The organism is Ruegeria sp. CJ3, assembly GCF_056536725.1.
The window spans coordinates 18,726-44,413 of record NZ_JBQFQE010000004.1 but is presented as its reverse complement, the minus strand read 5'-3'; the positions used below and the strand labels follow the sequence as shown (position 1 = coordinate 44,413).

General features: G+C 57.3%; 32 protein-coding genes and 1 tRNA gene. 21 read left to right on the top strand and 12 right to left on the bottom strand.

The window, feature by feature from the left end; genetic code table 11:
• Positions 1-3: 3 nt before the first annotated feature.
• On the bottom strand, positions 4-345 hold the full coding sequence (locus ACR0J1_RS08535; protein ID WP_480732684.1) for an ArsR/SmtB family transcription factor: 342 nt from the start codon (positions 343-345) through the stop codon (positions 4-6).
• Between the two features lie 297 nt (positions 346-642).
• On the opposite strand from ACR0J1_RS08535, the gene ACR0J1_RS08530 reads away from it, so the two are divergent.
• The 6 genes from ACR0J1_RS08530 (at position 643) to ACR0J1_RS08505 (ending at position 4,531) form a co-directional block, all read left to right on the top strand.
• Complete coding sequence (locus ACR0J1_RS08530) at positions 643-1,275, top strand: ATP-dependent Clp protease proteolytic subunit (protein ID WP_480469244.1); 633 nt, start codon at positions 643-645, stop codon at positions 1,273-1,275.
• A 135-nt stretch (positions 1,276-1,410) separates the two neighbouring features.
• Positions 1,411-2,679, top strand: coding sequence for an ATP-dependent Clp protease ATP-binding subunit ClpX (clpX, locus tag ACR0J1_RS08525; RefSeq protein WP_480732685.1), 1,269 nt, complete (start codon positions 1,411-1,413; stop codon positions 2,677-2,679).
• A gap of 206 nt (positions 2,680-2,885) precedes the next feature.
• On the top strand, positions 2,886-3,248 hold the full coding sequence (locus ACR0J1_RS08520) for a RidA family protein (protein WP_480732686.1): 363 nt from the start codon (positions 2,886-2,888) through the stop codon (positions 3,246-3,248).
• A 79-nt stretch (positions 3,249-3,327) separates the two neighbouring features.
• Positions 3,328-3,711, top strand: a complete 384-nt coding sequence (locus tag ACR0J1_RS08515) for an NADH:ubiquinone oxidoreductase subunit NDUFA12 (protein WP_480732687.1) — start codon at positions 3,328-3,330, stop codon at positions 3,709-3,711.
• Between the two features lie 11 nt (positions 3,712-3,722).
• Entirely contained in the window at positions 3,723-4,175 is a 453-nt protein-coding gene (gene mlaD / locus ACR0J1_RS08510; RefSeq protein ID WP_480732688.1) for an outer membrane lipid asymmetry maintenance protein MlaD, read from the top strand.
• Positions 4,172-4,531: a DUF2155 domain-containing protein gene (locus ACR0J1_RS08505; protein WP_480732689.1), complete on the top strand. Its 360-nt coding sequence runs from the start codon at positions 4,172-4,174 to the stop codon at positions 4,529-4,531. Before mlaD ends, ACR0J1_RS08505 begins: the two co-directional genes overlap by 4 nt.
• Here ACR0J1_RS08505 and aat read toward each other — a convergent pair.
• The 4 genes from aat to ACR0J1_RS08485 form a co-directional block, all read right to left on the bottom strand.
• Positions 4,495-5,127 (bottom strand): leucyl/phenylalanyl-tRNA--protein transferase, encoded by a 633-nt coding sequence (aat, locus tag ACR0J1_RS08500; RefSeq protein WP_480732690.1) that lies wholly within the window; start codon positions 5,125-5,127, stop codon positions 4,495-4,497. The two genes, ACR0J1_RS08505 and aat, sit on opposite strands and share 37 nt — an antisense overlap.
• Positions 5,128-5,178: 51 nt before the next feature.
• Positions 5,179-6,528 (bottom strand): acetyl-CoA carboxylase biotin carboxylase subunit, encoded by a 1,350-nt coding sequence (accC, locus tag ACR0J1_RS08495; RefSeq protein ID WP_480732691.1) that lies wholly within the window; start codon positions 6,526-6,528, stop codon positions 5,179-5,181.
• A 9-nt stretch (positions 6,529-6,537) separates the two neighbouring features.
• The gene (gene accB, locus ACR0J1_RS08490; protein WP_480732692.1) at positions 6,538-7,032 is read right to left on the bottom strand and encodes an acetyl-CoA carboxylase biotin carboxyl carrier protein; all 495 of its coding nucleotides are present in this window, start codon (positions 7,030-7,032) and stop codon (positions 6,538-6,540) included.
• Positions 7,033-7,182: 150 nt separating this feature from the next.
• Positions 7,183-7,719: a helix-turn-helix transcriptional regulator gene (locus ACR0J1_RS08485; RefSeq protein WP_480732693.1), complete on the bottom strand. Its 537-nt coding sequence runs from the start codon at positions 7,717-7,719 to the stop codon at positions 7,183-7,185.
• A gap of 175 nt (positions 7,720-7,894) precedes the next feature.
• On the opposite strand from ACR0J1_RS08485, the gene ACR0J1_RS08480 reads away from it, so the two are divergent.
• The 5 genes from ACR0J1_RS08480 (at position 7,895) to ACR0J1_RS08460 (ending at position 13,804) form a co-directional block, all read left to right on the top strand.
• On the top strand, positions 7,895-9,190 hold the full coding sequence (locus tag ACR0J1_RS08480) for a short-chain fatty acyl-CoA regulator family protein (RefSeq protein ID WP_480732694.1): 1,296 nt from the start codon (positions 7,895-7,897) through the stop codon (positions 9,188-9,190).
• A gap of 78 nt (positions 9,191-9,268) precedes the next feature.
• On the top strand, positions 9,269-9,649 hold the full coding sequence (locus ACR0J1_RS08475) for a response regulator transcription factor (RefSeq protein WP_480732695.1): 381 nt from the start codon (positions 9,269-9,271) through the stop codon (positions 9,647-9,649).
• Entirely contained in the window at positions 9,646-9,966 is a 321-nt protein-coding gene (locus ACR0J1_RS08470; protein ID WP_480732696.1) for a hypothetical protein, read from the top strand. The genes ACR0J1_RS08475 and ACR0J1_RS08470 overlap by 4 nt, the downstream gene beginning before the upstream one ends.
• Positions 9,954-12,635, top strand: coding sequence for an ATP-binding protein (locus ACR0J1_RS08465; RefSeq protein WP_480732697.1), 2,682 nt, complete (start codon positions 9,954-9,956; stop codon positions 12,633-12,635). Before ACR0J1_RS08470 ends, ACR0J1_RS08465 begins: the two co-directional genes overlap by 13 nt.
• 77 nt (positions 12,636-12,712) lie before the next feature.
• Positions 12,713-13,804 carry a FliM/FliN family flagellar motor switch protein gene (locus tag ACR0J1_RS08460; protein ID WP_480732698.1) on the top strand — a complete coding sequence of 364 codons (1,092 nt, stop codon included), beginning with the start codon at positions 12,713-12,715 and terminating at the stop codon, positions 13,802-13,804.
• 5 nt (positions 13,805-13,809) lie between these two features.
• On the opposite strand, the gene ACR0J1_RS08455 is transcribed toward ACR0J1_RS08460, so the two are convergent.
• Genes ACR0J1_RS08455 through ACR0J1_RS08440 form a run of 4 tightly spaced genes read right to left on the bottom strand, consistent with a single transcriptional unit; the run spans position 13,810 to position 15,996 of the window.
• The gene (locus ACR0J1_RS08455; protein WP_480732699.1) at positions 13,810-14,238 is read right to left on the bottom strand and encodes a protein tyrosine phosphatase family protein; all 429 of its coding nucleotides are present in this window, start codon (positions 14,236-14,238) and stop codon (positions 13,810-13,812) included.
• A gap of 9 nt (positions 14,239-14,247) precedes the next feature.
• A complete protein-coding gene (locus ACR0J1_RS08450) occupies positions 14,248-14,679 on the bottom strand; it encodes a DUF6691 family protein (protein ID WP_480732700.1) in 432 nt (143 codons plus the stop codon).
• A complete protein-coding gene (locus ACR0J1_RS08445) occupies positions 14,679-15,107 on the bottom strand; it encodes a YeeE/YedE family protein (RefSeq protein ID WP_480732701.1) in 429 nt (142 codons plus the stop codon). The genes ACR0J1_RS08450 and ACR0J1_RS08445 overlap by 1 nt, the downstream gene beginning before the upstream one ends.
• Before the next feature lie 25 nt (positions 15,108-15,132).
• Positions 15,133-15,996 (bottom strand): MBL fold metallo-hydrolase, encoded by an 864-nt coding sequence (locus ACR0J1_RS08440; protein ID WP_480732702.1) that lies wholly within the window; start codon positions 15,994-15,996, stop codon positions 15,133-15,135.
• A gap of 242 nt (positions 15,997-16,238) precedes the next feature.
• Here ACR0J1_RS08440 and ACR0J1_RS08435 point away from each other — a divergent pair, with 242 nt between their 5' ends.
• The gene (locus tag ACR0J1_RS08435; RefSeq protein ID WP_480528537.1) at positions 16,239-16,454 is read left to right on the top strand and encodes a hypothetical protein; all 216 of its coding nucleotides are present in this window, start codon (positions 16,239-16,241) and stop codon (positions 16,452-16,454) included.
• An 8-nt stretch (positions 16,455-16,462) separates the two neighbouring features.
• Here the strand turns inward: ACR0J1_RS08435 and ACR0J1_RS08430 are convergent, their stop codons facing one another.
• Positions 16,463-16,681, bottom strand: a complete 219-nt coding sequence (locus ACR0J1_RS08430; RefSeq protein ID WP_480732703.1) for a hypothetical protein — start codon at positions 16,679-16,681, stop codon at positions 16,463-16,465.
• A 165-nt stretch (positions 16,682-16,846) separates the two neighbouring features.
• Here ACR0J1_RS08430 and ACR0J1_RS08425 point away from each other — a divergent pair, with 165 nt between their 5' ends.
• On the top strand, positions 16,847-17,113 hold the full coding sequence (locus ACR0J1_RS08425) for a DUF2312 domain-containing protein (protein WP_170397751.1): 267 nt from the start codon (positions 16,847-16,849) through the stop codon (positions 17,111-17,113).
• A 9-nt stretch (positions 17,114-17,122) separates the two neighbouring features.
• Here ACR0J1_RS08425 and ACR0J1_RS08420 read toward each other — a convergent pair whose 3' ends face one another.
• Complete coding sequence (locus tag ACR0J1_RS08420; RefSeq protein ID WP_480732704.1) at positions 17,123-17,845, bottom strand: hypothetical protein; 723 nt, start codon at positions 17,843-17,845, stop codon at positions 17,123-17,125.
• A gap of 330 nt (positions 17,846-18,175) precedes the next feature.
• Here ACR0J1_RS08420 and ACR0J1_RS08415 point away from each other — a divergent pair.
• The 7 genes from ACR0J1_RS08415 (at position 18,176) to ACR0J1_RS08385 (ending at position 24,189) form a co-directional block, all read left to right on the top strand.
• Positions 18,176-18,251: transfer RNA gene (locus tag ACR0J1_RS08415), tRNA-Thr, on the top strand.
• 387 nt (positions 18,252-18,638) lie between these two features.
• Positions 18,639-19,232 carry a hypothetical protein gene (locus tag ACR0J1_RS08410; RefSeq protein WP_480732705.1) on the top strand — a complete coding sequence of 198 codons (594 nt, stop codon included), beginning with the start codon at positions 18,639-18,641 and terminating at the stop codon, positions 19,230-19,232.
• Positions 19,233-19,374: 142 nt separating this feature from the next.
• A complete protein-coding gene (locus ACR0J1_RS08405) occupies positions 19,375-19,884 on the top strand; it encodes a hypothetical protein (RefSeq protein WP_480732706.1) in 510 nt (169 codons plus the stop codon).
• A 284-nt stretch (positions 19,885-20,168) separates the two neighbouring features.
• Entirely contained in the window at positions 20,169-21,185 is a 1,017-nt protein-coding gene (locus tag ACR0J1_RS08400) for a restriction endonuclease (protein ID WP_480732707.1), read from the top strand.
• 18 nt (positions 21,186-21,203) lie between these two features.
• Positions 21,204-21,755 (top strand): hypothetical protein, encoded by a 552-nt coding sequence (locus ACR0J1_RS08395; RefSeq protein WP_480732708.1) that lies wholly within the window; start codon positions 21,204-21,206, stop codon positions 21,753-21,755.
• A gap of 110 nt (positions 21,756-21,865) precedes the next feature.
• A complete protein-coding gene (locus tag ACR0J1_RS08390; RefSeq protein ID WP_480732709.1) occupies positions 21,866-23,245 on the top strand; it encodes a hypothetical protein in 1,380 nt (459 codons plus the stop codon).
• A 65-nt stretch (positions 23,246-23,310) separates the two neighbouring features.
• Positions 23,311-24,189: a DNA adenine methylase gene (locus ACR0J1_RS08385; RefSeq protein WP_480732710.1), complete on the top strand. Its 879-nt coding sequence runs from the start codon at positions 23,311-23,313 to the stop codon at positions 24,187-24,189.
• Positions 24,190-24,293: 104 nt separating this feature from the next.
• On the opposite strand, the gene ACR0J1_RS08380 is transcribed toward ACR0J1_RS08385, so the two are convergent.
• Entirely contained in the window at positions 24,294-24,890 is a 597-nt protein-coding gene (locus tag ACR0J1_RS08380; RefSeq protein WP_480732711.1) for a tyrosine-type recombinase/integrase, read from the bottom strand.
• 220 nt (positions 24,891-25,110) lie between these two features.
• On the opposite strand from ACR0J1_RS08380, the gene ACR0J1_RS08375 reads away from it, so the two are divergent.
• Complete coding sequence (locus ACR0J1_RS08375; RefSeq protein WP_480732712.1) at positions 25,111-25,647, top strand: hypothetical protein; 537 nt, start codon at positions 25,111-25,113, stop codon at positions 25,645-25,647.
• Positions 25,648-25,688 lie beyond the last annotated feature (41 nt).

The following is a 25,688-nucleotide window of genomic DNA, read 5'->3' as shown; positions in this document are numbered from 1 at the left end:
TCGTCAACCGGGCTTGGAGGTGCAAAACAGCTCGTACACCACCTCAAGCATACGCAGTGGGCGATCATCTGCCAGCCGGTAGTAGATCGCCTTACCCTCGCGCCGTGGCATAACCAGCCCTTCCAGCCTGAGCCGCGAAAGCTGCTGCGAAACGGCGGCTTGGCGCGCCGATAGTAGCTGTTCCAGCTCGGTCACCGATTTTTCGCCCGACACGAGGTGGCAGAGGATCATCAGGCGCCCTTCATGGCTGATCGCCTTCAGGAAATTCGATGCCCGGGTCGCGTTTTCGACCATCTGGTCCAGATCGTTGGGCGACATATCCGTGGTCAGCTGGGGCAGGGCCATGTTTTGTTTTCCTCGTATCTCTCCAACCGAACCGGGCGGAACACGTGGCCCGGTGGCGGGCTATCTTGGTACAGGTTCCGGGCCTTTTTTTCTATATGCACGGATCAAAATAGCGTGATGTTTAGAACACGAAATTGCGCGGTCGCCGTGAGCGGGGTTGGCACCCAGCCCACCGGTCAGGCGACAAAAGCGGATCAGGGCGCAGCCCCCCTTGCAGCCCCCCGGTGGCGGGACTAAGACTTGTGTAATACTTCTTCGGGTAAGGTCCCGATCCATAGCAAAGCAGGCAGGTTCCCCATGTTCGATCCAGTTGACACATACATGAACACACTCGTCCCCATGGTCGTCGAACAGACCAGCCGGGGCGAGCGTGCATACGATATCTTCTCGCGCCTTCTGAAAGAGCGGATCATCTTCATCAACGGTCCGATCCATGACGGGATGAGCCATCTGGTGGTGGCCCAGTTGCTGCATCTTGAGGCGGAAAACCCCAGCAAAGAGATTTCGATCTACATCAATTCTCCGGGTGGCGTAGTGACCAGCGGCCTGTCGATTTATGATACAATGCAGTACATTAAGCCGAAATGTTCCACATTGGTGATCGGTCAGGCGGCCTCGATGGGGTCGGTTCTGCTGGCTGGTGGCGAGAAGGGAATGCGCTTTTCGCTGCCCAACAGCCGGATCATGGTGCACCAGCCCAGCGGCGGCTATCAGGGTCAGGCGAGCGATATCATGATCCACGCGGCCGAGACGCAAAAACTGAAGGATCGCCTGTATGACATTTACGTGCGTCATACGGGACAGACCAAAAAGGCGGTTGAAAAGGCGCTGGATCGTGACAATTTCATGAGCCCGGAAGAGGCCAAGGATTGGGGCCACATCGACGAAATCGTCGAAAACCGGGCCAAGATGGACGGTGACGAAGACTGAGTTCAAACCCGCGCGCTTGGGGCGTGAGGGGTGATTTTGAGATTGTAGCTGCCAGAGCGCTGGCCTAAGCTGCAGGCATTGACGGCAAACGCGGTCCCGGGCGGGGCCGCTGAGACGGAGCCCGAGGGGTAAATCATGGCGACCAATTCAGGTGGTGACGGCAAGAATACGCTCTACTGCAGCTTCTGCGGCAAAAGCCAGCATGAGGTGCGCAAGCTGATCGCGGGTCCGACCGTGTTCATTTGCGACGAGTGTGTCGAGCTTTGCATGGACATCATCCGCGAAGAGACCAAGGCCAGCGGCTTGAAATCTTCGGATGGGGTGCCGACGCCCAAGGATATCTGCGAGGTTCTGGACGATTATGTGATCGGACAGGCCACCGCCAAGCGGGTTTTGTCGGTTGCGGTGCATAACCACTACAAGCGTCTGAATCACGCCCAGAAGGCGGGCAGTGATATCGAGTTGGCGAAGTCCAACATCCTGCTGATCGGCCCGACCGGCTGCGGTAAGACGCTATTGGCACAGACGCTGGCGCGGATTCTGGATGTACCGTTCACCATGGCGGATGCGACCACGCTGACCGAAGCGGGGTATGTTGGTGAAGATGTTGAAAACATCATCCTTAAGCTGCTTCAGGCCAGCGAATACAATGTCGAACGCGCGCAGCGCGGCATCGTTTATATCGACGAGGTCGACAAGATCACCCGCAAGTCCGAGAACCCCTCGATCACCCGCGATGTATCGGGTGAGGGCGTACAGCAGGCGTTGCTGAAGCTGATGGAAGGCACCGTGGCCAGTGTTCCGCCTCAGGGTGGGCGCAAGCATCCGCAGCAGGAATTCCTGCAGGTGGACACCACGAACATCCTGTTCATCTGTGGTGGGGCTTTTGCGGGCCTGGACAAGATCATCGCGCAGCGTGGCAAGGGTTCGGCCATGGGCTTCGGAGCGGATGTACGCGACAATGACGAGCGCGGTGTGGGTGAGATTTTCAAGGATCTCGAACCCGAAGATCTGCTGAAATTTGGCCTGATCCCGGAATTTGTCGGCCGCCTGCCGGTTCTGGCGACGCTGGAAGATCTGGACGAAGACGCGCTGGTGACGATCCTGACAAGCCCCAAGAATGCGCTGGTCAAGCAATATCAGCGCCTGTTTGAGTTGGAAGATGCGGAACTGGCCTTTACCGACGATGCGTTGAAGGCCATCGCCAAAAAGGCCATCGAACGGAAGACCGGCGCTCGGGGATTGCGCTCGATCCTCGAAGATATCCTGCTGGATACCATGTTCGAGCTGCCGGGGCTTAAGAATGTCACCGAAGTTGTGGTGAATGAAGAGGCCGTGACCTCCGAGACCCAGCCGTTGATTATCTACGCGGACGCGGCACCGGAATCTGCTTCGGCAGGGTGATCCTGCACGATCGCTTCACCAGATTGCTAAGGTAATTGGGGGGCTCTGCCCCCGCCGCAGCAAGCTGCGACTCCCCCGGGATATTTGTAGCCAGATGAAGTACGGATCCCCTGCTTCATCTGGCTATAAATATCCCGGAGCGCGAGGCAGAGCCTCGCAAAGGGCGGACGTTTCCATTCAGAACAGCATTTGGTGAGAAGAAAGCCATGATGATTAAACGCATATCTTCCGGAGGCGAATTTGAGGCCAAGGCGGGCTATTGCCGGGCGGTCGTGGCCGGCGGGTGGGTGCATGTGGCCGGAACCGTTGGGCGGGGTGAGACGGTCGTTGACCAGTGCCGATCTGCTCTTGAGATCATCGAGAATGCTTTGGTCGAGGCGGGCGCGTCGTTCTCGGACGTTGTGCGCGTGACCTATATGCTGCCGGATCGTTCTGAATTTGCGTCCTGCTGGCCGTTGCTGGCTGAGGTGTTCGGGGACAATCCGCCAGCGGCGACGATGATTGAGTGTGGATTGATTGATCCGAAATACCGGATTGAAATTGAAGTGACCGCGTTTTTGCCGGATTGACGCAGACCGTGCCCGAGGCACTGGACCTTGTCCCGCCTTTGGTCCATATCTGCGGGGACAGAAATGCCGGAGGCAGCCGATGGGTATCCTGAACAATCTCTTGCGGGCCGTGACCTGGTGGAACGGGGCCACCCTGAACACGCAGTTCTATACCGCGCGAAAGGGCGTCAAAGTCGGTGAAGACGATGAAGGCAATGTGTTTTATCGCAACGCCGATGACAGCAAACGCTGGGTGATCTTCAACGGTGAGGCCGAAGCCAGCCGGATTGATCCCGACTGGCATGGCTGGCTGCACCGCACATGGGACGAGCCGCCGACCGATAAGCCGCTGCCGCATAAATCCTGGGAAAAGCCTCATCAGGAGAACCTGACCGGAACTGCGCTGGCATATGCGCCGGCCGGATCTCTGCGTCGTCCTGACCCGGTCGACCGCAGCGATTATGAGGCGTGGAGCCCGGAATAGGCGAGGCCAGGATGTCTACTCACACCAAGACCGAAGTTATTGTCGGCGGCGTCGTGCTGGCTTGTGCCGTTGCATTTGGCGTCTATGCGAGCCAGTCCACCGGCCTGGCTCAGACCCGCTCGGGGTATGAACTGGGCGCGTCGTTCCGTTCGCTTGAAGGCGTCGGGGTTGGCACGGATGTGCGTCTTGCCGGCGTCAAGATCGGGACGGTGACCGGCGTTACGCTTAACTCGGACACCTATCGCGCGGATACGCAGTTTTCGGTGGCGGATGGAATTCTCATCCCGGATGACAGCGCGATCGTGATCTCGTCCGAAGGGCTGTTGGGTGGCAATTTCGTCGAAGTGATGCCCGGCGGCTCTCCGTTCTACTTCGAGCCGGGGGATGAGATCGAGGATACGCAAGGCGCAGTCAGCCTGATCTCGTTGCTGGTGAAATTCGTCGCAGGGGATGGCGGCGAATGATACGTGCTGCTTTGATGGCGTTGCTGCTGTCGGGGGGCATCGCTGCAGCCCAGCAGAAGGTCGAATCCGGACCAGGTGCGATGTTGCGCGGGCTGGATAAGGTTAACGGGCAGACCGTCGATGTCGAGATTCAGAACGGGCAGACTGCGGCCGTGTTTGGGCTGGACGTAGCCTTGGGCGATTGTCGCTATCCGGCTGAGAACCCGACGGGTGACGCGTTTGCCTATTTGACGATCTGGGAGCAGGGCAAGGCGCAGCAGCTGTTTGACGGCTGGATGATCGCGACCTCGCCCGCGCTGAACGCGCTGGATCATGCACGTTACGACGTCTGGGTGATCCGCTGTATGACGCCCTGAGGGCTCTGCTGCAAGTCAGCGGTGAAATCCGCGCTGGCCTCAAGGGCCTGTTGCAATTCTCGATGATACGCGGCGCGTGGGATTTCGATGGCCCCCAGCGAGGCCAGATGGGCGGTCAGAAACTGCGTATCGAACAGGGCAAACCCGGTCTGCCGCAATCGATCCACCAGATAGGCCAGTGCAATTTTCGACGCGTCGGTTCGGCGTGAGAACATGCTTTCGCCGAAGAAGGCCGCGCCCAGGACCACGCCATAGACCCCCCCGACCAGCGTTTCACCTTCCCACACCTCAAGCGAATGGGCGCGGCCGGTCTGGTGCAGCTCTTGGTACAGGCGGCGCAGTTCGGGGTTGATCCAGGTATCTGTGCGGTCGGCGCAACCGTCCACGACGCCTGCAAAATCGCGGTCGATGCTGATGGTGAACCCGCAGGTGCGGATGCGGCGGGCAAGGCTGCGCGAGATATGGAAACCGTCCAGCGGGAACACCCCCCGGAACTTGGGATCGACCCAGAAAAGTTCGGGGTCGTCGCGGTGTTCGGCCATCGGGAAGATGCCGATCGAGTAGCCATGCAGCAGAAGTTCGGTGGACAGGCTCATGCGGGATGATGCTTTGGGACCGGCGGGCCGAAGCCGTCCGGTCCCGCGTTGTTATTGAGCCATATTCTCCGCAAGCCAGTGCTCCAGCCAGTGGATGTTATAGTCGCCGCTGTGCAGATCGGGTTCCTGCAGCAGGGCGTCGAACAGGGGCACCGTTGTGTCGATGCCGTCGACGATCAACTCACCCAGAGCGCGTTGCAGGCGTGCCAGAGCCTCGGCCCGGTCGCGGCCCTGCACGATCAGCTTGGCGATCAGCGAGTCATAATAGGGCGGGATCGAATAGCCGTCATAAAGCGCCGAATCCATCCGCACGCCCAGACCACCGGGGGCGTGATAGGCGGTGATCTTGCCGGGGCAGGGCGAGAAGTTGGGCAGTTTCTCGGCGTTGATCCGAACCTCAATGGCGTGGCCGTTGATCTCAAGGTCGTCTTGGCCGAACGACATATCCTCGCCGGCGGCGACGCGGATTTGTTCGCGCACCAGATCGACGCCGAAGATGCCCTCGGTGACGGGGTGTTCGACCTGCAGGCGGGTGTTCATTTCGATGAAATAGAACTCGCCGTTCTCATAAAGGAACTCGATGGTGCCCGCGCCGATATAGTTGATCTTGGCCACCGCGTCGGCGCAGATCTTGCCGATCTTGGCGCGCTCTTCGGGGCTGATGGCGGGGCCGGGGGCCTCTTCGAACACCTTCTGGTGGCGGCGCTGAAGCGAGCAGTCGCGTTCGCCCAGATGGACCGCCTTGCCCTTGCCGTCGCCAAAGACCTGAATCTCGATATGGCGCGGTGTGGTCAGGTATTTCTCGATATAGACCTCGTCATTGCCGAAGGCAGCCTTGCCCTCGGCGCGGGCGGTCATGAAGGCGCTTTCCATCTCGGCGGCGCTGTTGGCAACTTTCATGCCGCGTCCACCGCCGCCGGCGGTGGCCTTGATGATGACCGGATAGCCGAACTCTTCACCGATACGCTTGGCATCAGCCAGCGTGGGAACTCCGCCGTCGGAGCCGGGCACGCAGGGAACGCCAAGCGCTTTCATGGTGTCCTTGGCGGTGATCTTGTCGCCCATGACGCGGATATGTTCAGCGGTGGGGCCGATGAAGGTAATACCGTGGTCCTCGACGATCTGCACAAACTCGGCATTCTCGGACAAAAAGCCATAACCGGGGTGGATCGCCTGCGCACCGGTGATCTCGCAGGCCGAGATGATGGCGGGCACGGACAGATAGCTTTGCGGGCTGGGCGGAGGGCCGATGCAGACCGATTCGTCCGCCATGCGCACGTGCATCGCGTCGCTGTCGGCGGTGGAATGCACGGCGACCGTCGCAATGCCCATCTCGCGCGCGGCGCGGATGACGCGCAGGGCGATCTCGCCCCGGTTGGCAATCAGGATCTTATCGAACATGGGACCGCCCTACTCGATGATGACCAGAGGGGTGCCGAATTCCACAGCATCGCCATCGCCGACCAGAACGCGTTTGATCGTGCCCGATTTGGGGGCGTTGATCTGGTTCATGGTTTTCATCGCCTCGACGATCAGAAGCGTGTCGCCCTCGGACACGGATGCGCCGACGCTGATAAAGGCGGGGGCGCCGGGTTCGGGCTGCATATACACCGTGCCGACCATGGGCGAGGTCACGGCGCCGGGATGGCTGGCCGGGTCGTCGACTGCGGCGGGGGCTTCGGCCGCAGGGGCCGCCGCGGGGGCGGGGGCTGCGGGCGCGGCCGTCGGAACGGCCACCTGAACCGGAGCGGCGACGGTCTGCGACATGCGGCTGACGCGGACATTCAGGCTGTCTTCTTCGCCATATTCACGCTTGACCTGCAACTCGGTCAGATCATTCTCGCGCAGCAATTCGGCCAGTGCCTTGATGAACGCCACATCCGCTTCGTGTTTGGTATCTGTCATGAGTGTCCTCGAAGGTTCCCCTATGGCCCGTCTGTTCCTGCGGGCTTGGTCTGATTACGCAGGGTTATAAGCCATGCCGTCGGCCATGAAAAGCGCCGTTTGAGCCTGTAAATCCGGGACCTTTGCACCGTGTTTCCGGCACGTGGGGCTTCATAGCGGCATCCCCGACAATTTGGCCACCAGTTCGGGCAGTTTTCGGGCCCCGAATTTTTCCAGAAGCCGGGCGCGGTAGGCCTCGATCGTGCGATAGCTGAGGCCCAGTTCGGCCCCGATTTCCTTGGCCGACAGGCCCCGGCAGGACAGGATGGCCACTTCGCGTTCGCGGGTCGTCAGTTCGACAAGGGGGCGTTCTTCCGAGATATCCGAAAAGCTCCAGATGCCGTGACGGAAGGGGTCATCCGGCGTCAGCGACCGCCCCCGCGCGCGGCACCAGAACAGGTCGCCGCCGCGGCGGCGCATGACCCTTTCATCCGTGTAATACCCGGTATCGCGCATCACCTGAAGGCTGCGCGCGCCGATGCGTTCCCAGTCGGCGACCGAGGGGTAGAGATGCAGCAATGGCATGTTGCGATAGTCTGCCTCATCGCCGCCGAAGGTCCGTGCGAACTGCAGATTACAGCGGCGGATGATCCGGTTTTCAAGTTCGACAAGGCCGACAGGGGCATATTCGAAGGCGGGATCGCTCATATACCTATGGTGACGCGTATCGGGCAGAAAGAGAAGGGCGGGCGTGTCGATTGGACGGTTTCTCTCGCTGGGGTTTGTTAAGGTTGTAAATTTCGTTTGAAAAGGCTGCCGCAACGGCTAAAGATCACCGGGTAATTCTGCAAAATCACAAGACAAGTCCAAAGGTCCAGCGACGATGCGAGACACTCTGACCGGTAGCCGGATACGTGAAAGGCGGCAGATTTCGGGGCTGCGCCAGGCCGAACTGGCGCGGCAGGTGGGGATTTCGGCCTCGTATCTGAACCTGATCGAGCACAATCGCCGTCGCATCGGGGGGAAGCTGCTGGTCGACATCGCGGGCGCGTTGTCGGTCGAGCCGTCGCTGCTGACACAGGGTATCGAAGAGACGCTCATCTCAGCCTTGCGAGAGGCGGCAGCAGACGCGGTGGGCCAGAAGGCCGAGGTGGACGGGCTGGAGGAGTTTGCGGGGCGGTTTCCGGGCTGGTCCGGGGTTCTGGCGCAGATGCATCGCCGCGTGATCTCGCTGGAGCGGACGGTTGAAACCCTGTCGGACCGGCTGACCCACGACCCGCATCTTGCTGCGTCGATGCATGAGGTTCTGTCGACCGCTGCGGCGATCCGCTCGACTGCCGCCATTCTGGCCGAACCCGGCGAGATCGAGGCCGAGTGGCGGGATCGCTTTCACAGCAATCTGCATCAGGATGCGGAACGGCTGGCCGATAGTTCAAAGGCGCTGGTGAGCTATCTGGATGACAGCGAGGGGCAGGGGGATTTGCGCGGTGTCCCGCTGGACGCGGTCGAGGCGTTTTTCGCCGAGCAGGGGTTCCATTTTCCGCAGATCGAGGCCGGAGCGGCCGGTCCCGACGTGGCGCTGGATCAACTTGAGTCCGCTGCCGCCAGAACCGTCGCGGCTGATATGCTTGAAACCTATGCCGCAGATGCCCGGGCCATGCCGCTGGATCAGGTGGTGGCGGCGCTGGACCCCGCCGACCCTGACCCGCTGGCGCTTGCTGCGGCGTTTTCGGTTGATCTGCCGACCGTGTTGCGGCGGCTGGCCTTCCTGCCCGAAGGGGCCCTGGCGCGGTCTGCAGGGCTGGTGATCTGCGATGCCTCGGGCAGCGTGTTGTTCTGTAAACCTACCCCGGGCTTCGCCCTGCCGCGTCATGGCGAGGCCTGTCCGCTCTGGCCGTTGTTCGCGGCGTTGAACCGCCCTTTGGTGCCGATCCGCAGACGCGTGGTTCAGCTGGGCCGGACGGCGGCTGAGTTCGAGTGTTTTGCGATCGCGTGGCCTCAGCCCGTTGCCGGGTTCGGTGATGAACCCGTGTACCGGTCCATCATGCTGGTTCTGCCGGTTGAAAACTCAGCGCAGCCTGCCGGGACGTCGGCGCAGGTTGGGGCCAGTTGCCGGGTTTGCCCCAAACGCGACTGTCCCGCGCGGCGTGAGCCGTCAATCCTGAGCGAAGGGTTTTGACAGTTTCCCGACACAGCGCTTAATCTGTGCAGGACAGGTGGCCGGACGTGCGACCGGTCATGGGGAGGAATTGCAAATATGAGCCGCAAGGTTCTGCTGATCGAGGATGAGCCCAACATCACCGAGGCGATCCGGTTTCTGCTGACGCGCGAGGGGTGGCAGGTAGAAACACACGCCGATGGTGCGGATGCGGTGCAGGTTGTTCTGGCAGCCCAACCTGATCTGGTCATTCTCGACGTGATGCTGCCGGGCAAAAGCGGGATGGATATTTTGCGTGATCTGCGCGAACAGCATGAGATGCAGGGGCTGCCGGTTCTGATGCTCACCGCGCGCGGGCAATCCCGCGACCGTGAGATGGCGGAACAGGCCGGAGTCAGTCGTTTCATGACCAAACCGTTCTCGAACGCCGAGGTTCTGACGGCGGTGCGTGATTTGCACGCTCAGGCCTCGCGGTCATGAGCACCCCGGGCGAGCACCCAGAGACGCCCCTGCAGGCCCGGCCATCGCTGTTTCTGGAACGTCAAAGCTATCGCCGGCGCAGGTTGGCCGACGCGGCGCGGTTGCTGCCGTTTCTGGGCGCGGCGATGCTGTCGCTGCCCCTGCTCTGGCCCGACCGCAGCGATGGGGCCGGGGCGCTGTCGCTGTCGTCGGCCATGTTCTACATCTTCGCCTGCTGGGGTGTTCTGATCCTGATCAGCCTGATCTTCGGGTTCGCGGCGCGCCGTATGGTGGCGCGTGAGAACGCCGAGCCCGAGGCCGAGCCATGGCAACGTTGAACATCCTGATTCTGGTCTGTCTGGGCTATGTCGTGCTGTTATTCGGCGTGGCCTTTGCGGCGGATCGCCTGGCGGCGGCGGGGGGCGGGAAATGGTTGCGCTCACCTTTGATCTATACGCTGTCGCTGTCGATCTATTGCACGGCCTGGACGTTCTACGGTGCCGTCGGCAGCGCGGCGCGGTCGGGGCTCGAATTCGTCACCATCTATCTGGGCCCGACGCTGGTGATGATCAGCTGGTGGTGGGGACTGCGCAAGCTGGTGCGGATCGGACGCAGCCAGCGGGTGACCTCGATTGCCGACCTGATCTCATCCCGGTATGGCAAGTCCAACACGCTGGCGGTCTGTGTGACCATTCTGGCGGTTCTGGGTGGCACGCCTTATATCGCGCTGCAGCTGCAATCGATCACGCTATCCTTTTCGATCTTTGCCGAGGCGGACCCGACCGGGCTCTACCGCGAGGGGTCCAGCGTGTTTTGGGTGGCCGCCGGGCTGGCGGTGTTCGCGATCCTGTTCGGCACACGAAATCTGGACGCGAACGAACGTCACCATGGCGTCGTAACCGCGATTGCGTTGGAATCAGTGGTCAAGCTGTTCGCCCTGCTTGCGGTCGGCATCTTCGTGGTCTGGGGCATCGCGGGCGGGTTGGGGCCGATGATGGACCGGATTGATAGCTCGGAAATCGGTCAGTGGCATGTGGATGCAGGGCGTTGGACGACGCTCATATTCCTGTCGGCGGCGGCCTTTGTCTGTCTGCCGCGGATGTTTCAGGTCATGGTGGTCGAGAATGACGATGAAAGCCACCTGCGCACTGCCGCCTGGGCCTTTCCGCTGTATCTGCTGCTCATGAGCCTGTTTGTGGTGCCGATTGCCGTGGTCGGGCTGGACCTGCTGCCCGAAGGGTCGAACCCCGACCTGTTCGTGCTGACGGTGCCGCTGTCGCAAGGCAATGAGGGGCTGGCGATGCTGTCGTTCATAGGCGGCTTTTCGTCGGCCACGTCGATGGTGATCGTCACCGCGATGGCGCTGTCGACGATGGTGTCGAACCATGTGGTCATGCCGATCTGGCTCAGCACTCATGAACGCCGCGGCTCGGTTTCGGGGGATGTGCGGACCATCGTGCTGATGGCGCGGCGGGTGTCGATCGCGGTGATCATGGCGCTGGGCTATTTCTACTACCGCCTGTCCGGGGGCGGCGCGGCGCTGGCCTCGATCGGGTTGGTGGCCTTTGCCGGGATTTCGCAGATATTGCCCGCGTTGGTGGGTGGGCTGTTCTGGCGTGGCTCCACGCGAACGGGGGCGCTGGTCGGTCTCAGTGTCGGGTTTTTCCTGTGGATTTACACCATGCTGCTGCCTGGGATGGGCGGTGGTGTCATTCCCGCCTCGGTGATCGAAAACGGCCCATTTGGTTGGGGCTGGCTGCGCCCGCAGGCGCTTTTCGGGGTCGAGGGGATCGACCCGATGGTCCACACGGTCATGTGGTCGCTGTCGCTGAACACCATCGCCTTCTGCGTTGCCTCGATGCTGAGCTTTCCCAGCCCGCTGGAGCGTTTGCAGGGGGCGCAGTTCGTCAATGTGTTCGACCATTCCACAGCCCTGCGCGGCTGGACCGGGTCAGTGGCGCAGAGCGAAGACTTGATGATCATGACGCAGCGCATTCTGGGAACCGCACCTGCGCAGGAGTTCTTTCAGGCCGAGGTCGAGCGCCAGAAGGGCCGCCCCGGACGCCTGCCGGAACCCACACCCGGTTTTCTGGAGCGGCTGGAAAGAGAGCTGAGCGGCTCGGTCGGAGCCGCAACAGCCCATGCGATGATCGGGCAGATTGTGGGCGGGGCGTCTGTCTCGGTCGAGGACCTGCTGGCGGTGGCGGACGAATCCGCGCAGCTGCTGGAATATTCCGGCCAGCTTGAGGCGAAATCGGCCGAGCTGAGCCGCACCGCGCGCCAGTTACGGGACGTAAACGCAAGGCTGACACAGGTCTCGATGCAGAAGGATGCGTTCCTAAGCCAGGTCAGCCATGAATTGCGCACGCCTATGACCTCGATCCGCGCCTTTTCCGAGATCATGCGCGATACCGAGGGGCTGAGTGGGGCGGAACAAACTCGCTATGCCGCGATCATTCACGATGAGGCGCTGCGTCTGACGCGGTTGCTGGACGATTTGCTGGATCTCAGCGTGTTGGAAAGTGGTCAGGTCAGCCTGAATATGGGGGACGGGACGCTGCGGATGGTTCTGGATCGCGCCGTGTCCAGTGCGCTGGCGGGCGGCGATCGCGCCCTGAGCGTAAGACGCGTCCGGGCGGCCGAGCGCATTCAGCTGCACACCGATCTGGACCGTCTGGGGCAGGTGTTCATCAACCTGATCTCGAATGCGCAGAAATATTGCGATGCGGCAGAGCCGGTTCTGACGATCTCGGCCCATGATGTGGGCGAGCAGGTGGTGATCGACTTCATCGACAATGGCAGTGGCATTCCACCCGAAGCGCAATCGGTGGTGTTCGAGAAATTCGCCCGGGTGGGGTCGGACAAGGCCGGAGGGGCCGGTCTGGGGCTGGCGATCTGCCGCGAGATCATGCAGCGCCTTGGCGGTGAGATCGCCTATTTGCCGGGGCAGGGCGGTGCTGGGTTCCGAGTCAGTATGCCGCTGGCCTATCGGCAGGCCGCGCAATGACACGGGCATAAAGACATTCGTAACGGTCGCCGGGCTACACCAAGGGTCGAAACATCGGCAAATGGTGGATTCGGACGATGACAGTTCAGGCCAACACGGCATTGGCGCGCAAGCTTTCGGCAGGGCAGGAGGGGCTGCCTGAGCCGCCCCGCTCGATTCTGCGGGCCCTGCGGTTGGGGTTGGCGCGCGCGGCGGGCGAGGGGATCGGGCTGACGCTGTCCGTGATCGGTGCCAAGCAGGCCCGGCGGCCACAGCCTGAACTGGCTGACCGGGTGCAGGACGGGTGGCTGCTGCTGCTTTTTACGTCGGAACATGCGGGTGCTGCGGCAGTCTGCTTGGCCCCGGGATGTGTCTCGGCCATCGTGCAGCAGCAGACCGTTGGAATGGTCTCTGCCGAGCCGCCGTCGGGGCGGGCTTTTACCGGCACGGATGCTGCGATGGCCGCGCCGTTGCTTGAGGATATGCTGGGCCGTGCGCGCGGTCTGGTCGAAGGTCCGGCGGATGTAGCCAGCCTTTCGGGATATGAATATGCCTCGCGGGCTGACGACGTGCGGACGCTGATGCTGGCGATGGCTGAAGACAGCTATCGGGTTATTGATCTGACGGTGGAACTGGCCGGGGGCGCGCGGCAGGCAGAGATGTGCATTCTGCTGCCCGATCCGCCTCTGACAGAGCCTGATCAGGCCGGGCCGGAAACTGGGTCGGGCCGAAATCTGGATCAGGCCTCGGGCGTGATGCGGGCCGAGCTGACGGCTGTGCTTGGCCGCATGTCCCTGCCGCTGACGAACCTGTCCGATCTGACGGTTGGGGATGTCTTGCCGCTGAGCGGATCAAAGCTGGATAAGGTTGAGGTGGTCAGCATCGACCGGGCGCGGATGGCCATCGGACGGCTGGGCCAATGCGGTGGAATGCGGGCGGTTCGGGTCAACGAACATCAGCCCGCAACTGCGCTGACCTACACTGAGCCGCAGCCGTTCCTCGCCACTCCCTCGGGGTCGCCTGACACGCTTGATGCGCCACCTCTACAGGCAATGGGCGAGGTCATGGAGGACCCGACACTGCCCGAAAATGCAATCGGGGCCGGGAATCTGCTGCCGATTGACTCGGTGCAAATGGTTTCCGAGATTTCGCAGCTTGCGGGTTTGCCTGAGACAGATGAGGACCTCTGAGCGCCTTAGCTCTGCTCGCGCATCTGATCCAAAGCGGGGCGCAGATTGTCCAGCGCGTAGCCTGCCTTGCTGGTCGCATCAAGGATGTCATCAGTGCTAAGCCGGTCGCATTGCCCCAACGCCCACACCACCGAACACCGCGTCCCCGAGGCGCAATAGGCCAGCACGGGCCCGCTGCAGCTCTCGGCCATATCGCGCTGCAGCGCGACATTTTCGGGTGTCATGGTCTGGTGCGTCAGCTCCAGAACTTCATAGTCCAGCCCGGCATCGCGCACGGCCTGACCGATCGCGTCGGACTGCTGGTCCGTCGGCACCTCGGCATTGGGGCGATTGCAGATCACCTTGACGAAACCTGCCTCGACGATGGCTGGCACATCCTCGACCGTGATTTGCGGCGAGACGGCGTAGCGGGGGGTAATTGGTCGAATCTCCATGACAATTGCTTAGGCCGGGTTGGCCATCCTGTCCAGTTGCGCGCCCAGTTTGGGGGCCGCAAACATGCCTGCAATCATCGCAATCAGGAACACAATCCCGCCAGCGCCCCCATAACTGAGCGAGGCCATCGCGGGGCCGGGGCAAAGCCCCGCCAACCCCCAACCGACCCCGAACAGGACCGAACCTACGATCAGCCGCCGGTCAAGCTCGACCCGGGGTGGGGCCGGGAAGTGTCCGCCTGTCACCGGTACGCCGTGACGGGTCAGGCGCCACGCGATCAGCATGGGCAGGATTGCTCCGCCCATGACAAAGGCCAGTGTCGGGTCCCAGTTGCCGAAAACGTCCAGCCAGCCCTGCACCTTTGTGGTGTCGGTCATGCCCGAAATCAAAAGCCCGGTGCCGAACAGCGAACCGGCAATGAATGCAAAGAGTCCCCGCATCAGATCACCCCCAAAGCATGGCGAAACAGCGCAACGGTCAGCCCGCCCGCCAGAATGTAGAATACCGTGGCGACGATCCCCCGCAGCGAGAATCGCGAGATGCCGCAGACACCATGCCCTGACGTGCAGCCATTGGCGATGCGCGTGCCGACGCCGACCAAAAGCCCGGCCAGGATCACGATGGCCAGATCGCCGGTCAGGTGGGTTTCCGTCTGCGGTGCGATCAAGGGGCGCAGCAGAAACGGCATCCCGATCAACCCGGCCATGAAAGCCAGACGCTCGGTCAGGATGCCGCGGTCGCTGCGTTCCAGCAGCCCGCCGAGAATTCCGCTGGCCCCCATGACGCGGCCATTGCACAGCAGGTAAACGGCGGCGGCCAGCCCGATCAGAAGCCCTCCGGCCAGGCCCCAAAACCACTCGATCATCATATCGCGGTCCTCTCCTATCCGTGCGTCACAGCTTGTTGACGGGAAGCTTCATGAACACATCGCCCTGTTCATCCGCAGGCGGCATCTGCCCGGCCCGCATGTTGACCTGCAGCGACGGCAGGATCAGGCGTGGCATCGAAAGCGTGGCATCGCGGGCATCGCGCATCTCGACAAATTCCTCGATGCTGCGGCCCTGACCGATATGGATGTTCAGGGCCTTCTGCTCTCCGACCGTGGTTTCCCATGCATATTCGTCCCGACCCGGCGCTTTGTAGTCATGGCCGACAAAGATGCGCGTCTTATCCGGCAGAGACAGAATCTTGTGGATCGACGCATAAAGGTCCGCCGACGACCCGCCCGGAAAGTCGCAGCGCGCGGTACCGAAATCCGGCATGAACAGCGTATCGCCTACGAATGCGGCATCGCCGATGACATATGTCATGCAGGCCGGAGTGTGGCCGGGTGTGTGCAGAACATCTCCGCGCATCTGTCCGATGTGAAAGCTGGCCCCTTCGGTAAACAGCGCATCGAACTGGCTGCCATCGCGCTGGAACTCGGTCCCTTCGTTGAAGACCTTGCCGAACGTGTCCTGGACCACCACGATATTCTCGCCAATCCCGATCTTTCCGCCCAGCTTTTCCTGCAGATAGGGCGCAGCGGATAGGTGATCGGCGTGCACATGGCTTTCCAGAATCCAATCGACCTTCAGCCCCTGCGCCGTGACATAATCCACGATCTGATCTGCTGACGCCGTATCTGTGCGGCCCGAGGCATGATCAAAGTCCAGCACGCTGTCGATGATGGCGCAGCTTTGACCTTCCGGTTCTTGCACGACGTAGGACACGGTAAAGGTCTGAGGGTCGAAAAAGGCTTTCACAAGGGGTGTCATGGGGTCCTCCGCGCCGGGTGATTTCATATAGTGATAGCGGAATGTGACGCAAGTTCCAAATCACGAGTTGATGTCCGTCAAGGCAATTGGCCCTGTTTTCGTATAAGTCTTGTGCAACCCGCGACGCATGGTCGGCTTTTTCCAAGCATAGGCAAGAAACCGCGAGGCGTTAACCGGGTCTCGTGCTGGTCTTAATGTTGTTACCTAAATCGGTCAGACTGGTCATATGTGGGAGGATGCAAATGACGGCTCAGGATCTCTATATCGAAGCGGAGCAGCTTGAACAGAAACTGGACGGTGCAGGTCTGGAAACCCGGTTGGCGTTGCAGCCCAGCGTCAGCAAGGTGCTGGACCAAATGCGGGCGCAGGGTGTTCAGATTCCGTCGCGGTTGCGGCGGCTGGATGCGGCGCTGTGCGAAGATGCGCTTGAAGCGCGGTTTGACAATATGCCGATCTGACCGCCGGGTTATCCAAAGGATATTCCGAGGATGACCAGCATCAACCCCAGAACCGACAGGAACAGCGAGGCGAGGTTCCAGGGCAGGACGCCCTGAACGGCGGCACGCAACTCGGCATCCGGCAGGCCGGATTTACGCGCCTTCATCACGCGCAGGATACACCAGACAAGGCCGAGTAGCCCGGCCAGAGACAGGGCCGCCCCGCCCCAGACGATGATGTCGAACATGGTTTCCTACGCTCATCTCAAGAATTGTCACCGCGCTTAGCGGATCGTCGCACGCCAGACAAGCCCGCTGATCCGAATGTGCGCTTGCGGTCGGACGGACGGCACTGTATCCGGCACGGGGCCGGTGATCCGGTGCCTTATTTTCAGCCCTTGGGAGAGATGCAGATGGAAGACATCACCGAAGACCAGGCCGCAGCCAACTACCGTGTGACCGCAGGCGAGCTGCGCCAGTTTGTCGAACGGTTCGAGCGTCTTGAGGCCGAAAAGAAGGACATCGCCGACCAGCAGAAAGAGGTCATGGCCGAAGCGAAAGCCCGCGGCTACGACACCAAGGTGATGCGTAAGGTCGTCGCGTTACGCAAGCGCGACAAAGATGACATTGCCGAAGAAGAGGCGGTGCTGGAGATGTATAAAGAAGCGTTGGGCATGTAGCCCGACCAGTCAGGGCTTTAGAAACCGGATATCCGGCATGGTCTGCAACCGGGCCAGATCCTGCTCATAAAGCTCGGTGAATGCGGCGACCACATCGTCGTTCCATCCGGGCAACTCGACCTCTTCCTCGATTGCATCCGGAAGCGCGTGCTGGCGAAAGATCGCAGCCAGCCCGTCCCTGAGGGATGCATCGTTGCGCGACAGGTCCTGCTTGGTCAGGTTGTCGAGCTCGTCCTGCCCTGCCTTTGATACCAGCGACGACAACAGCGTAAACTCGCCGTCAAGCGGCGTGTCGGCGGGGAGCCCGGCAAGGGCACATGCAATATCGCCGCAGAGCAGCGGAATTTCTTCGTTGCTCCAAAGCGTTATGTTCACGTCGGGGGCAAGGTCGCGGATGTCCTCGATCATCGCTAGCCAGCTCAGGCAGCTCAGATCGGTTGATCCGAGGATGTGCTGGCGTTCCGGTGCGGACAGGGACATTAGAACCTTGGGAATGAAACTGCCCGGATTGCGCAATCCGACGAACAGTTCGACTGTCGCGTCGTCGAACACTTGATCCAGATGCGCCATGCGTCGCCCGGCCTGAGGATAGAACTGCCCATCCATGATGACCGCAGCCTGTTCCCCGATATATTCGGCACTGGCCAGGATGGCCCGGCGGAGCGGGCGCCGCGGCGGCATCAGATGCCGGAACTTGGCCCGCGTATCCTCGGCAACTGGTCGGTCGCTCACGGCCCCCAGGGCAGGCCGGAATATGTTCTTATATGCCCGAAACCCCCAATAGCGTGCGCCATTCTGCCGAAGTGCTCTTGCGTTGGTTTGCAAAAGCTTCTCCAACCGACCTTCGTCCGTGAAAAGCGCGCCGGCGTGGATGGCCACCTGCATGTCAATTTCGTCCTTCCATCCGGTGTCTTGCCTGTTGGGTTACAGGCTGCGCCCGGTGCAGTCAAATCGACGCTTGCGTCGACCCGAGCCTTTGGCCATGCAAAACGTCCGGTGTTAAGATCGAACTAAAAATTCGGGCTTGCAGTCGCCGGTGCGAGATATTAATCGGAACCCAGTGCCCCTATAGCTCAGCTGGTAGAGCAACTGATTTGTAATCAGTAGGTCCGCGGTTCGAGTCCGTGTGGGGGCACCATTAAATCTCATTAAATCAATAACTTAGCGGCATAGATGGCTTATGTTTGTTTATAAGCTCGAGTTGTAAACACTTATAAATCACATTTAGCCTCAGTCGTGCTGGGAATCGCTGTGTGCGGAGGCTTTCTAGGCGCTCATCTGGACGACCTTCGATCTTCTATTAAGTTGCTGAAAATCAGAAAAAAATTAGGTTTTTTGACCAAATTTGTGGGGCTGGAAGCATATATAGATCAGACGTGATCGTTGATGAGGTCATGTTTGTCTTGGAAGGCGCAACGTCGCAGCGGAAAGTCCCGTTTCTAAGTTCACCGCCATTTGGCCTCAAAGTGTCCCTGTGATGATCGGGGAGGCTATTGATTTATTTTATTTAAGGAACCTTACCATCATGAAAACAACTAACCAGATGTCCTCTAAAGGACCCATCGTATCAAGCCTTAAAGATAGCCTCAAAGACCGGATCAATCGCCTGTCGGACACAAGATCAAGCGATCTAGCGGCCGGGCTTTATCTTGTGACAACGCACTTCAACGACACCAACACCAGCGGGTCAAATGAGCAAAAATTGCAGTATGTGATTTTGTCTGTACCAAGGGTCTACAATCACATCCTCAACAAGACCGTGAAGCATCACCACTATACAAGTAGACGGAAGCTGCATCCCTATATGCTTACGTTTGTGGACTATTCAGGTTCAAGATTTCATCAGCATAACTTCACCCAACTGCCGCACACCCACTCCATATTGATCGTTCATCCTGCCGTGAAACATAGATTTCAAGAGCTATGGAAAGATGGGTTCAGACTGAATGATGGGTGTCGCAACACAAGTTGTATTCAAGAGATTGACGTGCGGGAAATAGCCAACACAGACGATGACCTGACAAACGTGATCAGTTACTCGGCTAAGTCCTACTTTTTGAACTACATCCCGTTCGTATCGGATGAGACCAAGGCCGACATGATGGTCTTCAATGGGTAACTCGTTTGACTAATGGTCCGGCATAATTTCTTCAGCAAAGGTGTTCCAAGTCCCTGACACGATTGGGGCGGGCTTGTGATTGATCGTTCACAGCACCATATATAGACGTAACTGGAAAAAAATCTCCAAATCAGGTGCTGCAATGTCAAATGTGATCTCGTGGTTTCAGAACAACTGGTTAGAGGCGACAATGCTTCTTTCCACTCTGGTCGCAGTGGTTGCGAGTATTCTGGCCGTACGAATTGCAATCTTGGCGTTGGGTGTTGCGAGGCAATCGGTCCAGTCCGCTGACGGCGCACACGAGAGAGATGTCAGGCTTCAAGCTAGGTCTGCACTTGCTGACGCTAGGGGTAGTTTTCAAAAACTCGCTTCGGACTGCGAATTGAACTTACAGAAGTGGCGTCAACACCAACTAGCCCAAGGTCCGATTTTGAGCGCCAATCCGTTTGCGCCGTCGAAGGAAGAGCAGGAAACAATAGCGCTCCGCAAACAGGGGGCAGAAGTGCTTCGTTCGGTCGATTCAAAGTTTCGATCTATTGAGCTTATGACACTTGATGATCTGGAGAATGGAATTCCCGAAGTTCGCCAAGCAGTCGCAGCAATGGATGCTCTTTCTCGACGTTTGCAGGAGCCCAATAGCACATTTCACTGACACCCTTGCCGTAAACTGATCTGAAATAAACTTACCGAATCTCGCCCAGTTCGGGCCTGTCCTATCACCTACAGTAGCGGTCTCCAAAAAACCGATGACAACAAAGGAGTTCCCCAAACAGATTTGACCAAAATCTGGGGCACTTTTTTAGCAAATTTGCGTATATAGGCAGCAATGCAATGATGTTGTTACTGCACCGCATTCTGTCTAATGAGAACGTCGCAACCTTTCATCGCCGCCGGCTATGATTTCTGTCTTCCGGTAAAAATTAGCAGGAGAAATTGATGGGCGGAATCTCAAGCCACAGGCAGTACTTCATAGACAGTTTCATTGAGATTGTCGGCTACAAGACCGGCATACTTCTCAGCCAAGATCAGCTTCTTTCTTTGCTTGATGAACTAGGGAACTATCGGGTTCGATTGGAGCCAGACGGCGAAAAGTGGGCTCGGTTGCATTCAAATGAAGTCGAAGAAATAACTGCCTTCTTGCTCCACCGCCTAGGAAACACTGACAATCCGACCCCGACAAATTCGCACATTTCCTTACACCACAAGTACAAGGGCGATGAAGCGAAATTCCAATGCTTCCTGTCCGTTTCGGAGATGTTTATCAAGTTCTTGAACACCGCAAACGAGCAGGCTCGGATATCACCTCCTGAGTCAGGCATGCTGGACCCATCTAGCTTCATCCGACAGGCATTTGCAAAGCATGGCCCGACAGGGGGAGAGATGGCGCTTGAAATGATCTTGGGCACCAACAGCGATATGCACCGTTCTCCGTGGGGAAAAATCAGGAGCGTCGACTGGACGGATACCGTCGAACTCAAGTCTCTCTTTGAAAGCGAAGCTTTGGAAGCCAGCTACGGCAAGTTTTTTGATCAACGATTTATTGACTATTTGCACCAAAACTTTTCTCAGATTGGCGATATCCATTGGAGAAAGTTCGAGGGGTTAGCTGCGGAGTACTTTGAGAGAGAGGGGTTTCAGGTCGATGTAGGTCCAGGACGCAACGATGATGGGATTGACTTGCGAATTTATCCTCAAAATCCGACTGACGGTGACCCGGCGCTTATTATCGTCCAGTGCAAACGGCAGCGAGCCAAGATAGACAAGGCTTTGGTCAAATCTGTTTATGCTGATGTGCTCCACGAGAATGCGAAATCTGGATTGATTGTTACGACGTCTAGTCTATCGCCGGGGGCAGCTCAGATGCGAAATGCTAGGGGCTATCCAGTTTCTGATGCAGACAGAGACACCCTTCGAGACTGGATATACAAAATGCGGACTCAGCCAATTTATTAACGATCAAGTGTTAAACTGATGTACGAGAGAAACATGGGCATAGTGTTTTCGACGTTCCCAAGAACAGAGGCTCCTCCCGAGTTCGTTTCAGATGTCCGTTCTGCTTTCCAACAGCATTCCATGACGATTTCGACACTAGAAACCGACAAGGGGCTAACCAGTGACAAAGTTCTGGAAACCGTCCGGCCGGAATTAGTTTCGCTAGGGTTTCAAGTTGAGTCTGGGAAGACAAAGTCGCAAAAGATACAAAGGCCAGTGTTCTTCGGCGAGAACGCTGTCCCTTTCCTACAATACGATGTGGACGCATGGCATCCGGAATGGCGTGTGGGCCTCGAAGTAGAAGCCGGGCGTGCCAAAATGGGCAACGCCATATATCGAGACCTGATACAGGCGCTAGTAATGGTTGAGCTAGATTACTTGTTCCTTGCCGTGCCGCTCGCTTACAAATACCGTTCTGGTGGAAAAGTTGTCCACAGCAAGGACTACGAGCACACGGTGTCAGTGGCTGACGCACTGTATGGTCACTCAAGGATTGCAATGCCTTTCTCCCTGTGCGTCCTCGGGTACTGAAAAAACAGCCGATCAGGATCAATTTGTGAGGTTCTTTTTTGACTTAGGCACTAGATCATGTGCCTAGGAACAGGGTAGCCTCTACGCACAATTTTTAGTTGAGGCGTCGAATGGCAGATCAAGGCAATATAATATCAATCAATATCGACCAACTGGCACTCGATTTATCAAACCCACGGCACCAACCATTCAAGCGACCGTCGCAGGCCATCGAGTATTTGGTGCTTAAGGAATATGTGGTTGATTTGGCTGTTGATATTGCCAAAGAGGGCACCAACCCAATGGACCTCTTGGGCGTGTTCAAGAAGAAGGGTACTGGCGATACTGCCACCTATGTAGCTGCCGAAGGTAACCGCAGAGTTTGTGCGTTAATGCTCTTACATGATCCTGAAAAAATTCCACCGGGTCTCGTTGGCAGGGCAAAAATGATAAAACGCCTTGAAGCGGCTGCCAAACCTGCGCACCTCTCACCGAGGATCAATGTAGTCCTTTTCAAGAGCAAGAAATCGGCGAAGCCGTGGGTTGAGCGAATGCACATTCGTGACGGTAGGTCTCGCCGTCGATGGACTCCGGATCAACAAAACCGTGCAATAGGTGGAGGCCGAAACCAAGACGCAGCTGCACTGCTGGACCCAGCTTTGGCCAGGGGCATGATTGATGAAGCGGATAGAGCATCAAAGTTGACCACGGTTCAGAGATACCTCGGAAACCGAACGATGAGAAACGCCCTTGGCATCGTTCGAGACAATGACAAAGAGTATTGGGTGGACCGTGAAATCGCTGACTTTTCACTGTTGTTAGGCGCTTTCCTAGAAGACGTACGGCAAGGCAATTTATCATCTAGGTCAAATGCTGCTGCGGTCATTCGTTACTCTGACCTGTTGTTGGATCAAACGGGAGTCGGAGATGATCGTGTTACTCCGCTGCGGATTGAAGCTGCGTTTGAAGAGATTGCTCGACTGCGTGACTCTGAAGGCTCGGAAAGCCCAGAAGATGACGATAGTGACGGCGATGAAGATGGTGACGGTGAAGGGGGTGACGACGAAAATCAAGAAGATGATGAAAAAGTAGGCATCCGACCTCGCCTGAAGATCGGCGGTACCTCGGAACTAGAAACAGCATTCGCAAAATCTGGAAGCCAGAAACTACAGTCGCTGTATGTTTCCATTACCACCCTCTCATTGAAGCAACACTGCCCAATCGTTACAGTTGGTTTCTGGTCACTGATGGAAAGCCTCGCTGCCTTGCACGGAGGCGAAGGAAGTACTTTCGAGGGATACTTTAATCACCAAAGGTTGCAGAATAACTTTGGTTTTTCTGGCAAAGAAGAACGGAAGAACATAATAGCATCGTTGAAGCACCTGACCAGCAAAGGCAATTCGACTAAACACAGCGCTATCGCTGCCAGCTTTGACGGCAATCAAGTGGCAAATGACTTCGACGTTTTGACACCGTTGATGCTGGCTGTGTTACGAAATCTACCCGACTGATGTTGATCCGTGAACAGACCAAATTACTCATTTACCCTTGACCCGGATAGCGCTACCCAACTCCAATGACACGAACAGCTTCACCTCTGCGATATCCGGGCGGAAAATCTGCTCTCCATAACCTAGTGAGCGACATTCTGTATGCGAATGGACTGGATGGCGGCCACTATGCGGAGCCCTTCGCAGGCGGGGGCGGACTCGCTCTGTCTTTGCTTTTTGAGGGTGTAGTGCGTGAAGTGCACCTCAATGACATTGATCCTGCGATTGCTGCCTTTTGGCGAGCAATTTTGGAGCACAATGACGATATCTGCGAGCTGATTGAGGTAACGCCCGTTACCATTGACGAATGGCATGAGCAGAAATCAATGTATGCGGATTTGCAGGAAGGTAACGATGACCTAAAATTGGGCTTCGCAACCTTGTTTCTCAACCGAACCAACCGATCCGGTATTATTAAAGGCGCAGGTGTCATAGGGGGGCTCAGGCAGACAGGAAACTATCTGCTAGATTGCAGATTCAACAAACCTGACCTCATCAAGCGAATAAAACGCATCGCAAAATACCGTCACCGCATACATTTCACACAACTAGATGCACTAAAATTTCTTCCCAAACTTGAAAAGATACTTCCGCAACGATCTCTTGTTTGCGCTGATCCACCTTACTTCGGAAAAGGTGCCAACCTCTACACTAGCTTTTACAAACCGGAAGATCATGCCGTGCTAGCTGCAAGCATGTTGAAAGTCAAAAGCCCTTGGATCACAACGTACGATAACTGCCCTGAAATCGCCGAGATCTACAAACTGAGGCGACAATACGAATTCTGTGTGCAGTATTCTGCACAAACTAAGCGACTTGGCTCGGAGTTGTTAATAGTATCAAAAGGTATGAGGCTACCTGCGGACTTACCGCTCAAAAAAGTGCACCAACCTTCTCGGCAATAGACGTAACCGCAGACTCCATGTCTGCCTTGCCTGTCTATGTTTAGGTTTTTGAATTACGACAGGCTAATACTGTCTCTCAGGATCACCCCATCTCGACTTATTGATTACACCAAATCGACGAGTTTTCGTTGGGCATCTGTATCGGCTTCAATGTACCTTTGGGTCGTTTGAAGACTGGAATGGCCTGCAAGCATTTGCACGTCACGAAGACTTCCGCCGACCGTGGCTGCCTTTTTTGCTGCTGACGTAATGAAGGTTCGTCGGCCGCTGTGGGACGAACAACCAACGAAACCCAAATCAGAGTACCAGCGACTGAACATATTAACGACTGCTTGAGCAGAAGTTTGGCTTGAACGCTCAGTCTGGATCACCTTTGACGTAACAGCGAAATCGCCGTTCTTCTTCCTCTGCTTCAGAAGCTCTTGCAGTACTCGTTTGAGATGTTTGTTTAGAGGAATGGTTCGGCCCGATCGCCCCTTGGAGGCAGAGTCCGTTAGGTGGATCGCATCGGCTAGAGTTCTGTCAGGGTTCAAGAGCATCTCCCATTTGAGTTCTGCAATCTCTTTTGCTCGAAGGCCAGATTTAGTCGAGAGAAGAACAATAGCGGCATTTCTGGTTCCATTCCTCAATCTGGATACATAATTTAAAAGTATCTGTGCTTGTTTTGGGCTTAGTATCTTTGCTTGTTTTTTTAGTGCCATTATCCGTCCGATCTGGTGTTAAAATTTCTAAATCAAATAATAATATAACCAATTGAAATCGAACATATTGCTTTCTGAATTTAAAAATAATTGAAATCAACCTCTTAGAGGAATTTGTTATATTTTTTCCAAAAGGTCATCAGTTTCAGGTTCTTGTCGCCTATATAGTTCTGCGTTTGAAGTGAGGGGGTGGTCTCCTCATATTTTAATGGAGATAAATTTGTCAGTTAGAAAAGTAGAATTTGATAATATCATCCTTGAAGGCGATAAAGATCACTCATGTGTAGATCACCTTTGGGGATACATGGATTATGAGGGTAGCGGCGAGGGCTTTAAGGCATTGCCTCCTGAAACTAATTTTGGGCAGCTTTTGGAATTGGTGCGAGGGATGCAGCTTGATCCAAATGTCATTGAAAAGTTATTTTCGGTAGTGAACGAGGTGAATGACGACAGAAGTTTCAATCAGAATCCCTTCATGTCGCTGTATTGGCAGTGTAGCTCCTCGAGATTTGATATAATGTTTGATGAGCATCTATCCAAAATTGAAAACGGGATAAATCGGAAAATCGAGGATAGCGGCTGCACACTCGACGATAGCCAAGAAATGCACGACATGAAGCAACATATGATTAATGTAAGCGAGCAAAAGCGAATTGAGTCGTATCTTGTCGATCTGCAGCGGCAACTGGTTTCTGAGTACATTGAGCTTCGATACCGGCAGAAGATCAGAGGAAACAGTACGGATCAGGCGGCTTAGAGCCGGTCAGCTTCAATTTTAAATGTAAGGCATGGTCAAGG